The sequence below is a fragment of the Desulfitobacterium sp. PCE1 genome (assembly GCF_000384015.1).
GTDB lineage: Bacteria > Bacillota > Desulfitobacteriia > Desulfitobacteriales > Desulfitobacteriaceae > Desulfitobacterium > Desulfitobacterium dehalogenans.
Window position 1 is genome coordinate 477,377 of the sequence record NZ_KB913023.1, and the last position, 12,974, is coordinate 490,350.

The 12,974-nt window shown below is 50.1% G+C and carries 16 protein-coding genes; 12 read left to right on the forward strand and 4 right to left on the reverse strand.

The window, feature by feature from the left end; translation table 11 throughout:
• Nucleotides 1–27: 27 nt before the first annotated feature.
• The 3 genes from DESPCE1_RS0102415 to DESPCE1_RS0102425 all read left to right on the forward strand — a co-directional run bounded on the left by DESPCE1_RS0102415 (nucleotide 28) and on the right by DESPCE1_RS0102425 (nucleotide 2,167).
• Nucleotides 28–240 carry a helix-turn-helix domain-containing protein gene (locus DESPCE1_RS0102415; RefSeq protein ID WP_019849333.1) on the forward strand — a complete coding sequence of 71 codons (213 nt, stop codon included), beginning with the start codon at nucleotides 28–30 and terminating at the stop codon, nucleotides 238–240.
• A gap of 240 nt (nucleotides 241–480) precedes the next feature.
• Nucleotides 481–1,152: a response regulator transcription factor gene (locus tag DESPCE1_RS0102420; protein ID WP_019849334.1), complete on the forward strand. Its 672-nt coding sequence runs from the start codon at nucleotides 481–483 to the stop codon at nucleotides 1,150–1,152.
• Between the two features lie 19 nt (nucleotides 1,153–1,171).
• Nucleotides 1,172–2,167 carry a HAMP domain-containing sensor histidine kinase gene (locus tag DESPCE1_RS0102425; protein ID WP_019849335.1) on the forward strand — a complete coding sequence of 332 codons (996 nt, stop codon included), beginning with the start codon at nucleotides 1,172–1,174 and terminating at the stop codon, nucleotides 2,165–2,167.
• A gap of 88 nt (nucleotides 2,168–2,255) precedes the next feature.
• On the opposite strand, the gene DESPCE1_RS0102430 is transcribed toward DESPCE1_RS0102425, so the two are convergent.
• The gene (locus tag DESPCE1_RS0102430; protein ID WP_014792444.1) at nucleotides 2,256–3,386 is read right to left on the reverse strand and encodes a glycosyl hydrolase family 18 protein; all 1,131 of its coding nucleotides are present in this window, start codon (nucleotides 3,384–3,386) and stop codon (nucleotides 2,256–2,258) included.
• Between the two features lie 332 nt (nucleotides 3,387–3,718).
• Here DESPCE1_RS0102430 and DESPCE1_RS24115 point away from each other — a divergent pair, with 332 nt between their 5' ends.
• Nucleotides 3,719–3,877 (forward strand): DNA-binding transcriptional regulator, encoded by a 159-nt coding sequence (locus DESPCE1_RS24115; protein WP_148269897.1) that lies wholly within the window; start codon nucleotides 3,719–3,721, stop codon nucleotides 3,875–3,877.
• A gap of 102 nt (nucleotides 3,878–3,979) precedes the next feature.
• Here DESPCE1_RS24115 and DESPCE1_RS0102435 read toward each other — a convergent pair whose 3' ends face one another.
• Nucleotides 3,980–4,384, reverse strand: a complete 405-nt coding sequence (locus DESPCE1_RS0102435) for a membrane protein (RefSeq protein WP_014792445.1) — start codon at nucleotides 4,382–4,384, stop codon at nucleotides 3,980–3,982.
• A 396-nt stretch (nucleotides 4,385–4,780) separates the two neighbouring features.
• On the opposite strand from DESPCE1_RS0102435, the gene DESPCE1_RS22910 reads away from it, so the two are divergent.
• Nucleotides 4,781–4,927 (forward strand): hypothetical protein, encoded by a 147-nt coding sequence (locus tag DESPCE1_RS22910; RefSeq protein ID WP_019849336.1) that lies wholly within the window; start codon nucleotides 4,781–4,783, stop codon nucleotides 4,925–4,927.
• 95 nt (nucleotides 4,928–5,022) lie between these two features.
• Complete coding sequence (locus tag DESPCE1_RS23105) at nucleotides 5,023–5,181, forward strand: hypothetical protein (protein ID WP_014792446.1); 159 nt, start codon at nucleotides 5,023–5,025, stop codon at nucleotides 5,179–5,181.
• A gap of 44 nt (nucleotides 5,182–5,225) precedes the next feature.
• Here the strand turns inward: DESPCE1_RS23105 and DESPCE1_RS24120 are convergent, their stop codons facing one another.
• Together DESPCE1_RS24120 and DESPCE1_RS21675 are read right to left on the reverse strand one after the other, a co-directional pair.
• The gene (locus DESPCE1_RS24120; RefSeq protein ID WP_371200221.1) at nucleotides 5,226–5,336 is read right to left on the reverse strand and encodes a hypothetical protein; all 111 of its coding nucleotides are present in this window, start codon (nucleotides 5,334–5,336) and stop codon (nucleotides 5,226–5,228) included.
• Between the two features lie 13 nt (nucleotides 5,337–5,349).
• Nucleotides 5,350–5,745: an ATP-binding protein gene (locus tag DESPCE1_RS21675; RefSeq protein ID WP_019849337.1), complete on the reverse strand. Its 396-nt coding sequence runs from the start codon at nucleotides 5,743–5,745 to the stop codon at nucleotides 5,350–5,352.
• A 128-nt stretch (nucleotides 5,746–5,873) separates the two neighbouring features.
• On the opposite strand from DESPCE1_RS21675, the gene DESPCE1_RS0102455 reads away from it, so the two are divergent.
• From DESPCE1_RS0102455 to DESPCE1_RS0102480, 6 genes are all read left to right on the forward strand, one after another.
• The gene (locus DESPCE1_RS0102455; protein WP_019849338.1) at nucleotides 5,874–6,638 is read left to right on the forward strand and encodes an ABC transporter ATP-binding protein; all 765 of its coding nucleotides are present in this window, start codon (nucleotides 5,874–5,876) and stop codon (nucleotides 6,636–6,638) included.
• A complete protein-coding gene (locus tag DESPCE1_RS0102460; protein ID WP_019849339.1) occupies nucleotides 6,635–8,653 on the forward strand; it encodes an ABC transporter permease in 2,019 nt (672 codons plus the stop codon). The genes DESPCE1_RS0102455 and DESPCE1_RS0102460 overlap by 4 nt, the downstream gene beginning before the upstream one ends.
• 479 nt (nucleotides 8,654–9,132) lie before the next feature.
• Nucleotides 9,133–9,804 (forward strand): response regulator transcription factor, encoded by a 672-nt coding sequence (locus tag DESPCE1_RS0102465; RefSeq protein WP_014792449.1) that lies wholly within the window; start codon nucleotides 9,133–9,135, stop codon nucleotides 9,802–9,804.
• Complete coding sequence (locus DESPCE1_RS0102470) at nucleotides 9,795–10,769, forward strand: sensor histidine kinase (RefSeq protein WP_019849340.1); 975 nt, start codon at nucleotides 9,795–9,797, stop codon at nucleotides 10,767–10,769. The genes DESPCE1_RS0102465 and DESPCE1_RS0102470 overlap by 10 nt, the downstream gene beginning before the upstream one ends.
• A gap of 79 nt (nucleotides 10,770–10,848) precedes the next feature.
• Nucleotides 10,849–11,607 carry an ABC transporter ATP-binding protein gene (locus tag DESPCE1_RS0102475; protein WP_014792451.1) on the forward strand — a complete coding sequence of 253 codons (759 nt, stop codon included), beginning with the start codon at nucleotides 10,849–10,851 and terminating at the stop codon, nucleotides 11,605–11,607.
• The gene (locus DESPCE1_RS0102480; protein WP_019849341.1) at nucleotides 11,604–12,971 is read left to right on the forward strand and encodes an FtsX-like permease family protein; all 1,368 of its coding nucleotides are present in this window, start codon (nucleotides 11,604–11,606) and stop codon (nucleotides 12,969–12,971) included. The genes DESPCE1_RS0102475 and DESPCE1_RS0102480 overlap by 4 nt, the downstream gene beginning before the upstream one ends.
• The last annotated feature ends 3 nt before the right edge of the window (nucleotides 12,972–12,974 follow it).

The following is a 12,974-nucleotide window of genomic DNA, read 5'->3' on the forward strand; positions in this document are numbered from 1 at the left end:
TAAGATATACTTGCTTTGGTGATGCTGATGCGGTTAAGAATACGTGATGTTCGTGAAGATCATGACCTAACACAAAAACAAATTGCGGAATACCTAAGGTGCGATCAATCTTTATACTCCAAATATGAGCGAGGGGAGCGTGATGTTCCGCTGAATATCATGATTAAGCTCGCAGAGTTTTATAAAACTAGTATCGACTACCTGGTCGGGCTTACAGAAAATAAGCAACCTTATTGCTGAGGTTAGATTAGCGGAATGCCGTTGAAATCCGTGGGTGAATGAAATATACTGCCGGCCCGTCCCAAATACGAAGGCGCCTTCGTATTTGGGACGGGCTGTATTATGGAAGATCCTCCATCCGCGCGGCCTGGATTCCACAACCAGCTGCTTTTTTTGCCTTTCCCGCCCGGAAGAGTTATGATAAATAGTGAGATTTCAAACCGTTCATTCCAATCACCTGCATGCGTAAGAAGGGATAACTTGTATAAAATTCTGATTGTCGAAGACGATGCTACCATTGCGGAGGCTATCCGGAAACATATCCAATCCTGGGGTCTGGAAGCCCGCTGTGTGGAGGATTTCCGGAATGTTCTTGCCGAGTTCGCCGAACTGGACCCTCAGCTGGTGCTGCTGGATATTTCCCTGCCCTTTTATAACGGTTATCACTGGTGCGGGGAGATCCGCAAAGTGTCTCAGGTTCCCATTATGTTCATTTCCTCCGCAGGGGATAATATGAATATTGTCATGGCCATGAACATGGGGGGAGACGATTTTATCGCCAAGCCCTTCGATCTGAATGTGCTCACTGCAAAGATTCAGGCCATTCTGCGCCGGACCTATCATTTTGCCGGGCAGGTCAAGGTACTGGAACATCGCGGGGCCCTGCTGAATACTTCGGACGCCAGCCTGATCTACCAAGGGCAGCATATTGAGCTGACGAAAAACGATTACCGTATTCTGCAGGCCCTGATGGAAAACAAGGGCAGGGTGGTCAGCCGGGATACTTTGATGCAGCGGCTGTGGGAAACGGACAGCTTTGTGGATGAAAATACCCTGACCGTCAACATGACCCGCCTGCGCAAAAAGCTGGACGCCGCAGGATTGAAGGACTTTATCCTTACGAAAAAAGGATGGGGATACCTGGTAGAGTGAGGGGGATAGGAGCAGGTCTATGGGCTTGTTTTTTTCTTACCTGAAATCACATCGCAAAATAATAGGGGCTTTTCTGGGCTTCTGCGTCATATTCGCCGTGGTGTTTGCCCTTTATGAATTGCCGGTGGGGGCAGTGGGTTACGGGGCGGTGATCTGCGCTTTCGTCGGCTTGATCCTTGTGGTTTGGGATTATGGGGCTTTTTATGAGAAGCATAAACGGCTGGAGGCTCTGAGCCGGGAAATCACGGTGACCGCTGCCGGACTTCCCGTGCCCTGGGGGCCCCTGGAGGAAGACTATCAGGCTGTCATCCGGGTTCTTTATGAAGATAAGCTGCAGCTGACCGACCAAATGCGGGAGCGGTATACGGATCTTGTGGAATACTATACGGTATGGGCCCATCAGGTCAAGACACCCATCGCTGCCATGGGGCTTCTCCTGCAAGGGGAAGACGGGGATACCGCCCAAAGCCGGGAATTGAGGGAGGAGCTTCAGCGCATTGAGCAGTATGTGGAAATGGTCCTCTGCTATCTGCGGCTGGAGGGCCCCGCAACGGATTATGTGATCCGGGAGTATGATTTGGACGGCATACTCAAACAGGCTGTGCGCAAATATGCCTCTCAGTTTATTCGCCGGAAGATCCGGCTGGAATATGAGCCCCTTGGCAGCCGGGTTTTGACGGATGAAAAATGGCTCCTGTTCGTCATCGAGCAGGTTCTGTCCAACGCCCTTAAATACACCCGGTCCGGGACAATTTCCATTGCTTTGGAAGCGCCGAAAACCCTGTGTATCCGGGATACCGGCATTGGCATCGCGCCGGAAGACCTGCCCCGTATTTTTGAAAAGGGCTACACCGGCTTTAACGGGCGCAGGGACAAGAAAGCCAGCGGAATAGGGCTCTATCTCTGCCGCCGCATCTGCCGCAATCTGGGTCATGACATTAGCGCAAGCTCTGTTCCAGGCGGGGGTACGGAGATCCGGATCGATCTGAAAAGCGCTGAATTGGAAACAGAATAGGCAACCTTAGGATGGAAAATACCCCAATGCCAAAGGGTATCAGGTCATGGGGGATTATGCGGCTAAGGCGCTGAAGGGTGCATAAGTTTTAGAGTACCTTTCTCACCGTGTACATCCCTTCGAGCACAACCCAATTTTGCGGGAAGAAGCTGTTGATCGTCCAGTAACTGACTCCGCCCAGCTTGTATTTATTGACCAGCGCCAATTTGGCCTGGATGCTGCGGGCATCTTCAAACCATACCTCATGCTGCCGGCCATTGCCGTCATAGTAGTGGAAAAAAGGAGCCTGAGCCGTAGTGCTGTAGTGGATTTCTACCTTTTGCTCAACGCCCAGTTTTATTGCGGCTGTGTTGGAGAGGGAGCGGGCAGCCGAACCCTGGACGAAGGGCAGGGTCCAGTCATAACCGTAATTCGGTATCCCGATCATGATCTTACGGCTGGGCATAACGGACGTGGCGTATCTGACCACGCCTTCCACCAGATTGAGCGGAGCAACGGCCTGGGGCGGGCCATAGGTGTATCCCCATTCATAGGTCATCAGAATAACATGATCGACAACCGACCCGTGTACAGGATAATCGTGTGCTTCATACAGCAGTCCTCGCTGGCTTCCGCTTGTTTTGGGGGCCAGGGCGGTGGCGACGGTGTAGCCCAGGGAATGAAGGCGGTCGGTTATCCTGCGCAGGAAGTTATTAAAGCTCTCCCTGTCCTGGGGATGGATGTACTCAAAGTCAATTACCAGCCCGGTATACTCCTGGGCGAGGTTGTTCACCACATTTTCAATTAAGGTGTTCTGAACCTGCTCGCTGGCTAAAACAGCGTGGGCGATGTCGCTGTCAAAACCCCCGCCTTCCCTGAGATTGGTAATCACGAACCAGGGGGCGACGCGTTGCTGCCGTGCCCTCTGCCGGGCCGAAGCGTCCGCTAACGTGCTTAGGCTGCCATCGGCACTGACCTGGTGACTGAAAAAGCTCAGGTAGGTGAGGTGGGGCAAGGTATTGTTTAAAGTGTTGCTGCTGATGCTGGGAAATGCAAAGCCGTTCACGTCGATGGTTCCTGATTTCCGGGTAGTGTTCGACGACACAACAATAGCCTGCCCGATCATGATCTGATCAGGATTATCCAATCTGTTGTCGCTGATGATCTGCTCCATGGATACTCCATAACGTTTGGCGATGGAGTAGATGTTGTCTCCCCGTTTTACCGTATGTATGATCAAAATAAATCACACCCTTGCAAAAAAAAAATGGCCTTTTTCTCTCAACCATAATGTATGTGTGCTATTGGAGGAAGGTACCATGATTTATTTGCAAAGGTGCGTACATAGGTAAAATGGAAGAGTAACCAAACTCACCATAATTCCAAACAGAAAGGTGCATATCTCATATGTTATAACACGAAAGGCACAAATAGGGCTTTACCCTCTGGCCAGGAACTCCCGCTTCGCCCTGCTCAGCAACCTCGCATCGGTTAAAATATCCCAGCCGGTGAAGGCCAGCGCTCGAATCGCCTGCAAAAGCAGCCTTTCCCCATTCAAGGCTCATCAGTTGCATGACTAAGGAGGAGTTTGCTGCAGCGATTGGAGTTAACCATAGAACTATTGGAGATTGGGAAAGCGGGAAACGAAAAACCAGAAGAAACGAATTTAAGTTCTCTCTGTTATTAATCGCAGAAGATAAAATAAAAGAACACTCAGCTACCTGCCCGTAGCTGAGTGTTCTTTGGCAGCCTGTTCGCTACAATTTTAGTGTAATTCATTTCTGTCTTGCTTAGAAAGAAAGGTGAACGTTTAAAGATACCCCCGGGAAAGAGTTAGATGGCTGCCTCCTCTAAAGTATTATGGAGCACTTCAAAACCAAGCCCGGCCAGGAACCATTCCGGAGCCATTCTCAGCGTAATAAATCCGTTAATATTCAACGGATCCCTATAGTGCCAGGGACAAGTGCCGAGCAGAACCGTAGAGCTTAAACCGCTGAGATATTCAATGCTCCAGATCAGGGTTAAATAAACGAGCCCGCGCAGCCACCATGGCTGCTCGCGGATCCGGTCATGAACCGGTTCGAGAAAAACCCCCAGCCCATAGATCGGCAGCATAACAAGGAAAGTAAACCCGTGCATACTCAGATCCCCTTGCAGTAAAGCGGCTAACCCTGTATAAAAGACCTCGATAACAAGGCCTGCAATTCCGTAGATAAGAAGATGTCTTAATGTTTTCATGCTAATAGTATGGTTTTTCCAGAGTAGGGCATACATTATAGGATAGGTATGTTTTGGAAGACAAGAAAAGTACGACCTAAGGTACTCCTCGTCTCTCGTTTCCATGCCCATAAAGAGCCCCGGCAGCTTCTTGAACAAATCAACGATGGGTCAGGGGGTTTTTTTATATACAAACAGAATTCCTAGAAAATCAATGCTATATAGTTTATCCAGAGAATTAATGACCACTAAATCAGGGTCCAGATAGAGAACTCGATCAACTTCCAGCTTGTAAGTATTTCTTAGTGGGAAATATAAAGCCGAGTACCACCGAGTCTCGTGGTAGAACATTCCAGCACCCATCATGGTAAAGATAAACCCATCTTGGGGAATATTACTTTACCAGAGGTGCTATGAGTGGAAGAATCTGTTCTTGTTAATTTAGACAGTGAAAGTTTTTGGAAATGGTGGTCAGGTGCAACCAAAAGAATTGACAAAAAAGGATTTAGGTCTATTCTTGTTGACGTACAAGGGTGGCAAGAAAAGAAGAAACAATTACTCTAAGGCTTATTTAAAATCCTGATTAGGAGACCTCAATAAATCAGAAAATCATCTTGCAAATTGTGCGAATGTCAACCTAAAGGAAAGGAAGGAGTACCGTGAAAAAGAATCCAAAGCAGACCCAAAAGAACAAATTAAAGGAGCCAACTTTTGCCCCTGGGAGCGATCTAGACCAGGATGCCTCTATACAGGATGTTAACAAAGGCAATTACACTAAGGTTGTGAAAGCGGTCTATGATGAAGTAGATCCAAGTTAATCAAGCGAACGCTGGATTATTGCAGGCACATTTGGCATAAAAAATCAATTAATAATAAACTGACTCTGATCCAAAGCATGGAATTGAAATGCCTCTGCCAGGTGACGAGACAGGATATTCGCTTCCCCCTCCAGATCGGCTATGGTTCTAGCCACCCTGAAAATCCGGTCATGGCTGGGTACTTAAATGCTGGCGGTTAAACACTCGTTTTAAGAGCTCTTCACTGCTTTTATCCAGGCTGCAGAACTCTGTGGTCTCTGCAGCGTTCATTTCAGCATTGGTTTTAATGTCACCCAGACGGGACCACTGACGTTCCCGGGCTTTATGCACCCTGTCTTGAACAGCCTGTGACTCTTCTCCGGCGGGCAGCTGGTGGAGTTCGTCATAGTCCAGACGCGGGACTTCTACATGCATATCAAAACGGTCCAGTAGGGGCCCGGAGATCCTGCCACGATAAGCATCGATTTGCTTAGGCGTACAGCTGCAGCTTCTCTGGGGATCACCATGCCAACCGCAGGGGCAACCTTTCAAAATGGTAAGGTTAAACGGGGAAATGTAAGCCAAAGCGATGGCGGATATTTCCCCGTTTTCTTAAACTAGTGTAGTGGCACGTTCACTTTCAGACAAGTCATTGGGCGAAATGTGGGCGTGTCGCTACACTATAGTTGAAGAAAACGGAGGAGGAAAAATTAATGACTATTTTAGAAGTCAATAATTTAGAAAAAGTATATACCACCCGGTTTGGGGGCCAGAAAATTCAGGCCCTGGCCAATGTGTCCTTCAGCGTGGAAAAAGGAGAGTATGTGGCCATTATGGGTGAGTCCGGTTCCGGCAAAACAACTCTGCTCAATATTCTGGCGGCCCTGGACAAGCCTACCGGCGGTGCAGTTGTTCTTGACGGGCACAATCTGAGCAAGATCAGGGAGTCTGAAATTGCCGCCTTCCGCCGGGACAATTTGGGCTTTGTGTTTCAGGATTTTAATCTGCTGGACACCTTTTCCCTTCAGGATAATATTTTCCTGCCCCTGGTGCTGGCCGGCAAGCCCTACCCGGAGATGAAAGCACGGCTCACACCGATTGCGGAGAAGCTGGGGATTAAGAATCTTCTTGCCAAGTATCCCTATGAGGTATCAGGGGGGCAGAAGCAGAGAGCGGCTGTAGCCCGGGCCCTGATTACCAATCCCCGGCTGATCCTGGCGGACGAACCCACCGGAGCCCTGGATTCCAAGGCCACCGATGAACTTCTCCGCCTGTTTGGGGAGATCAACCGGGAGGGGCAGACTCTTTTGATGGTGACTCACTCGGTCAAGGCGGCCAGTCATGCCGGCCGGGTGCTGTTCATTAAGGATGGGGAGGTATTTCACCAGATTTACCGGGGCAACAGCAGCAACGAGGAGTTATATCAGAAGATATCCGACACCCTTACCATGCTGGCGACGGGGGGCGACAGACAATGACACAGGGACTTTATCCCAGACTGGCCCTGACCGGCATTGCCAAAAACCGCAAGATCTACCTTCCCTATATCCTGACCTGCATGGGTATGGTCATGATGTTTTACATTATCTCTTTTTTAACCGTAAATCCTTCCGTCAGCGCCATGCCCGGCGGGGGCTCCCTGCAGATGATTCTGTCCTTCGGCCGTGGGGTCGTGGGGGTATTTTCCCTGATTTTCCTGTTCTATACCAATTCTTTTTTGATCAGGAAACGGAAAAAAGAATTTGGCCTTTATAATATTCTTGGCATGGGAAAATGGAACCTGGCCCGGATTCTTACCTGGGAGAGCCTCCTGATCGGGGTTGTTTCGGTGGCCGGCGGCCTGTTCTGCGGGATCCTTTTTGCCAAGGTTGCCGAACTTTCCCTGGCCCATGTGCTCAAAAGCACCATCCAATCCGGATTCTCGGTGGAGTGGGGTTCTGTTTTAGAGGCCGCGGCACTGTTCGCCGCTATTTTTCTACTGATTTTGTTCAATGGGCTGCGGCAGATTCATGTCTCCAAACCGGTGGAATTGCTGCGCAGCGACACGGTAGGTGAGAAGCCCCCCAAAGCCAATTGGGTGGTGGCCTTGTTGGGAGTCATTATTCTGGCCGGCGCTTATTATCTGGCCCTCGCCATCCAGCAGCCCCTGGAAGCCCTGCTCTGGTTTTTTGTGGCGGTGGTGATGGTGATCATAGCGACCTATCTGCTGTTTATCGCCGGCTCTGTGGTTTTTTGCAGACTTTTGCAGAAAAACAAGAGGTATTACTATAAGACCAGTCATTTTGTTTCCGTTTCTTCTATGGTATACCGTATGAAACGCAACGGCGCCGGGCTGGCCTCCATCTGCATACTCTCCACCATGGTTCTGGTGATGCTGTCTTCAACAGTCTGCCTGTATATAGGGGCGGAAGACAGCCTGCGTTCCCGGTATCCGCGGAACGTGGCGGTTGATATTTATTCCGTCGATCCGGCCTATACGGTTGCCGTGACTGATGCACTAGGCGAGGCGCTGCAAAAGAAGGGCGTCCAGCCGGAGAATATTCTCAATTACCGCTATCTGGGTGTGGCCGGATACCTGGAAGGGGAGCAGGTGAGCTTCAATCGTGAAAAGGGGCAGATTCTTCCGCCTGACATCCGGCAGCTGTTTATCATTCCCCTGGAGGACTATAACCGGCTGACGGGGACCAGGGAAACTCTGGACAAAAACGAGGCTCTGCTGTACTGCACTAAATCGGATTATCCCTATGACAGGCTTACCTTGGAAGGGGCCGGTACTCTGAAGATCAAAAAGAGTGTACCGGAATTTGTGGATAACGGTGTGGACGCTATGCAGACTATTCCCTCCCTCTATATCGTTGTCCCGGATTTTGCCGCCATCGATGCTGTTTTTGAGAAACAAAAGGAGATCTACGGGGATAATGCTTCCAGTCTGCACTATTACTATGGGTTTGATCTGAACCTTTCTGAGGAAGAGCAGTTTGCCCTGGGAGAAGATATTTCGGGGTCGGTCAGGGAGATGCAGCTGAAGGACTCTGAGTTTCCCGCGGTATCCACCCAGTGCGCTGCCCGGGACCGGGCCGACTTCTATGCTCTGTACGGGGGACTTCTTTTCCTCGGGGTTTTGCTGGGTATTGTCTTTATACTGGGAGCGGTGCTCATTATGTACTATAAACAGATCAGTGAAGGATATGAGGATCAGGCCCGGTTCGACATCATGCAGAAAGTAGGCATGACAAAAAAAGAAATCAGGAAGAGTATTAATTCCCAGGTGCTGACCATCTTCTTTCTTCCCCTTGCAGCTGCGGGCGTTCATATAGCGTTTGCCTTTCCGATGATTTCGAAGCTGCTGGCTCTGTTCAGCCTGACCAATACGCGTCTGTTCGCTGCCGTAACGGTAGGCTGCTATCTGGTGTTCACCTTGTTTTATGTGATGGTATATCTCTTTACCTCCCGGGCTTATTACAGTATTGTCAGCGGCGGGGTGGAGCGGTAGATCAATAAAAGTATCCCTAATACTATAAGAATAAATTAAGCCGAAACCGGTGGGATATCTGCCGGTTTCGGCCGTTTTTGCAGCCGATGAAACAGCGGGGGGGCCTCCGGTGCTTGGAAGGTGGGAGTTTTTAAATTTTTTAGGGTTTTATGATATACTCAGTTCGGATTATTTATTTTTCCCGAAGGAGCCAACGGAGATATCATCACCTTAGAAAACAAACTTGTGGAAGTTGACTATATAAACCAATACACCATTTCCCATGGACGATATGAAAAGTGGCGTGAAGGGTTACTTCTTAAACCTGTGGGCTTCAAAAATATTGTGATTTCTTCAGATTATTAATGGGCACACTACGGCGAAGGAGGAACAGATGATAACCTTTGAGGCCGTTGCGATCAAATAACATATCAAGAAAAATAGACTTAGGCAGATGATATTGAGCTGGAGAATGGAGAATAGGGAATGGAGCAGTTGCCATGAGCAAGATTCTGATTATTGAAGATGACCCCATCATCCGGGTTGAACTTAAAAGCCTGCTGGAAAAGCACGGCTATGAAGTTGCCGCGCCGGATGCTTTTGAGGATATGGTCAACACGGCGCTGAATGCCGCACCTCATTTGATTCTCCTTGATTTGAACCTGCCCTTCTATGACGGGCATCATATCGGCCGGGAAATCCGCAAACAATCCTCTGTACCGCTGATCGTCGTCACCAGCCGGAGCACGGAAACGGACGAATTGCTGAGTATGCATCTCGGCGCGGACGACTTTATTACCAAACCTTACAATGTTCAGATCCTGTTGGCGAGGATTGAGAACGTTCTGCGCCGCGTATATGGCCATCAGAACGAGCTCATTCTCCAGGCCGCAGGGCTGACCCTCAACCTTGGGGAGAGCACAGTCAGCTTCCATGGACAGACCAGGGAACTCACGAAGAACGAGCTGAAGATTATGACCTTGCTGATGAAAAGTCAGGGTAAAATCCTCCCGCGGGAACAGATCATGACGGAGCTGTGGCAGACGGACGAATTTGTCGATGACAACACCCTGACGGTAAACATCAACCGCCTGAGAAAAACTCTCGGGGAAATAGGGGCGGTGGATGTCATCCAAACGAAACGGGGACAGGGGTATAGGATATGCAATTAAGGGATTTTTTAAGAGACAAGCTGCTCTTCATCATCATGGTCTTGTTAACCGCCGGGATCGGTGGTTTTGTTTTATACGCCTTGAATGATCCCCCTGCCGCCATAATCGTCGTCAATGTGGTGTATCTTTCCGGCAGCCTTGCCGCCTTGCTGGGGGAATACCTCCCCAAAAGAGCATTCTATAAAGAGCTGTTCTCCCAGCTTAACGATTTGGACAGAAAGCACTATATCTCTGAAATTATGGAAGCTCCCACATTTTATGAAGGAGCAGCCCTTGCGGAAGTGCTGCAGGCTGTCGGTAAATCGATGAACGACGAGATTGGGGCACACGGGAGAGCAATCCGCGACTATCGGGACTATGTAGAGCTGTGGGTCCACGAAATCAAGACCCCTATCAGCGCGGCAAAGCTGATCTGTGAGAACAATGGATACGCTAAGGTATCAGATGAAGTGGACAAGATCGAAAACTATGTGGAGCAAGCCCTGTTTTACGCCCGAAGCGGCTCCGTGGAAAAGGATTATGTCATTCGGAAAACCGAATTGAAAACCCTGATTGCCCAGCTGCTTAAGAAAAACGCCGGATACCTCATCGCCAATAAAGTCAAAATAAATCTGCAAGCAGAAGGAATGGTCTATACCGATTCCAAATGGCTGCTCTTTATTTTGCAGCAGCTGCTGGATAACGCGGTGAAATACGGCGCGCAAACAATTACCTTTAGTTTCAGGGACGGAGTATTGACCCTTAAGGATGACGGTATCGGGATTCCCCCTCAGGATTTGCCCCGTGTGTTCGAGCGGGGCTTTACAGGGGAAAACGGACGCATAACCGGGAAATCCACAGGGATGGGACTCTATCTCTGCCAGGAACTGTGCGGCAAATTGGGACTCACTCTCTCGGCGGCAGCGGATGAGGGCACCGAGATAGCCATTACATTTCCAAGAAATTCTTATGTGACATTAGTGTAAGTTTGCTGTAAGGTCCATCCATGGCAGATGTGTTGGGCGGGATTTATACTGTAAGCATATCAACCGAAAGGAGCTTCTTATGCAACCGATTGTACAAGTTCAACATTTAGAAAAAATATACGGAAACCGCAGCAACATTACGAAAGCCCTGAACGGTGTGAGCTTTGAAGTGTTCCCGGGAGAATATATCGGAGTGATGGGCTCATCGGGGAGCGGCAAAACCACCCTGCTCAACTGTATTTCCACCATTGACCGGGCGACGGCGGGGCAGATATTGATTGAAGGAAAGGACATTACCAAGCTGAAGCCTTCGGAGGTGGCTGATTTCCGCTGCCGCAAGCTGGGATTCATTTTTCAGGATTATAACCTCCTTGATACCCTCACCGCTTATGAGAATATCGCTTTGGCCTTGACCATCGCCAAAACGAATCCCCGCCAGGTGGATGGAAAAATTCGCGCCGTCGCGGAAAAGCTCGGCATCACGGATGTGCTGGCCAAGTATCCCGTACAGATGTCGGGGGGACAGCGTCAGCGCGTCTCTTCAGCCCGGGCGATTGTAACCCATCCCGTTCTGGTGTTGGCCGACGAACCCACCGGCGCTCTGGACAGCAAATCCGCAAAAGCCTTGCTGGAAAGCTTCCGCGCCATGGTGCAGGAACTGCAGAGCACGATTCTCATGGTGACCCACGACCCCTTCGCCGCAAGCTACTGCGACCGGATTCTCTTCATCCGGGACGGCAGGCTGTTCACCGAGCTGCGGCGCGGGGTGGATACACGGAAGGACTTCTTTGACAAAATCATTGAGGTGATGGCCGTTTTGGGAGGGGAAGCGGAATGAGCGGGCTTAAGTTAGCGGTGCGCAATGTCCGCAAAAGCTATAAAGATTACGGGGTGTATTTTCTTACCATCATCGCCGGCGTGGCTATGTTCTATATCTTCAATTCCCTGGACAGCGGGAGCGTCATGATGGATTTGAACGAGAACCAGGCGATGGCCCTTCTCGGCGTAAACAAGATCATGTCTTATCTGTCCCTGTTCATTTCCGCGATTTTGGGTTTTTTGATCCTTTATGCCAATGCCTTTCTGATTCGGCGGCGCAAGAAGGAATTGGGGATCTATCTGATTCTGGGCATGGGGAAAGGTAAGATTTCACGCATCCTGATCTGGGAAACCACCCTGGTCGGCCTGGTGTCCCTCGTGGTGGGAGTTGTTCTCGGCATCGTGCTTTCCCAGGGGCTGGCCCTTCTCACGGCCAAGCTGTTCAGGGTAAGCGTAACCGGGTTTGCTTTGGCCTTTTCCCCTTCGGCAGTGTGGAAAAGCGCTTTATACTTTGGCATCGCCTTTCTGTTGGTTATGGTCTTCAACACGGCCAACATCAGCAGACAAAAGCTCATTGACCTTATTTATGCCGACAAAAAGATGTCAGGGTTCCGCGCTCCACGCTTTAACGTATCCGTCGCCCTGTTTATCATCAGCCTGGCGATCCTTGGGAGCGCCTATTCCATCATCATCAAAAACGGAATGCTCCACTCAGGCAAGCCCCTGATGATTTCTGCTCTTCTCGGCACTGCCGGAACCTTTCTGTTCTTCTACTCTTTCTCCGGCTTCTTCCTGAAGCTGGTCCGCAGAATGGAAGGGGTCTATTTCCAAGGCCTGAACCTGTTCACCCTCGGACAGCTTAACAGCAGAATGAACACAGCCCATGTGTCCATGTCCTTTGTCTGCCTTATGCTGTTTATTGCCATCTCCGCCATTTCGGTGGGCTCGGCGGTGGCCGAAAGCATCCGCAGCAATTATGGCGCCCAGGAAAGCTCTACCGTGGCGGGGATAACCTATATTTCCCTCTATATCGGAATCGTGTTCATACTTGCCTGCGCCAGCGTTCTCGCCATCGCCCAGCTTTCCGAAGCCAGCGACAACCGTGCGCGGTATGAGCTGCTGTCCAAGCTCGGGGCGAGCGGAAAGCTGCTGGCGGGCAGTTTATTCAAGCAGGTTTCCCTCTATTTCGCGCTGCCCCTTGTGTTGTCCGTGATCCACTCCGTGGTCGCGATTATCGTAGCCAGCGAACTCGTTCTGCGGGTGGGGGAGGTTAATATTCTGGCCTCCTGCTTAGCCTCCGGTCTTCTGATTATCGCGCTTTACGGCGGGTATTTCCTGCTTACCTACTTCAGCTCGAAACGGATACTTACCCAGGACCGGTGAAAG

Coding starts and splice junctions, on each gene's coding strand:
- DESPCE1_RS0102465 (WP_014792449.1), top strand. CDS start 9,133: ATGAGCAAGATTCTGATTATTGAAGATGACCCCATCATCCGGGTTGAA.
- DESPCE1_RS24115 (WP_148269897.1), top strand. CDS start 3,719: ATGACTAAGGAGGAGTTTGCTGCAGCGATTGGAGTTAACCATAGAACT.
- DESPCE1_RS0102470 (WP_019849340.1), top strand. CDS start 9,795: ATGCAATTAAGGGATTTTTTAAGAGACAAGCTGCTCTTCATCATCATG.
- DESPCE1_RS0102425 (WP_019849335.1), top strand. CDS start 1,172: ATGGGCTTGTTTTTTTCTTACCTGAAATCACATCGCAAAATAATAGGG.
- DESPCE1_RS0102480 (WP_019849341.1), top strand. CDS start 11,604: ATGAGCGGGCTTAAGTTAGCGGTGCGCAATGTCCGCAAAAGCTATAAA.
- DESPCE1_RS0102415 (WP_019849333.1), top strand. CDS start 28: ATGCGGTTAAGAATACGTGATGTTCGTGAAGATCATGACCTAACACAA.
- DESPCE1_RS0102475 (WP_014792451.1), top strand. CDS start 10,849: ATGCAACCGATTGTACAAGTTCAACATTTAGAAAAAATATACGGAAAC.
- DESPCE1_RS0102460 (WP_019849339.1), top strand. CDS start 6,635: ATGACACAGGGACTTTATCCCAGACTGGCCCTGACCGGCATTGCCAAA.
- DESPCE1_RS0102435 (WP_014792445.1), bottom strand. CDS start 4,384: ATGAAAACATTAAGACATCTTCTTATCTACGGAATTGCAGGCCTTGTT.
- DESPCE1_RS0102455 (WP_019849338.1), top strand. CDS start 5,874: ATGACTATTTTAGAAGTCAATAATTTAGAAAAAGTATATACCACCCGG.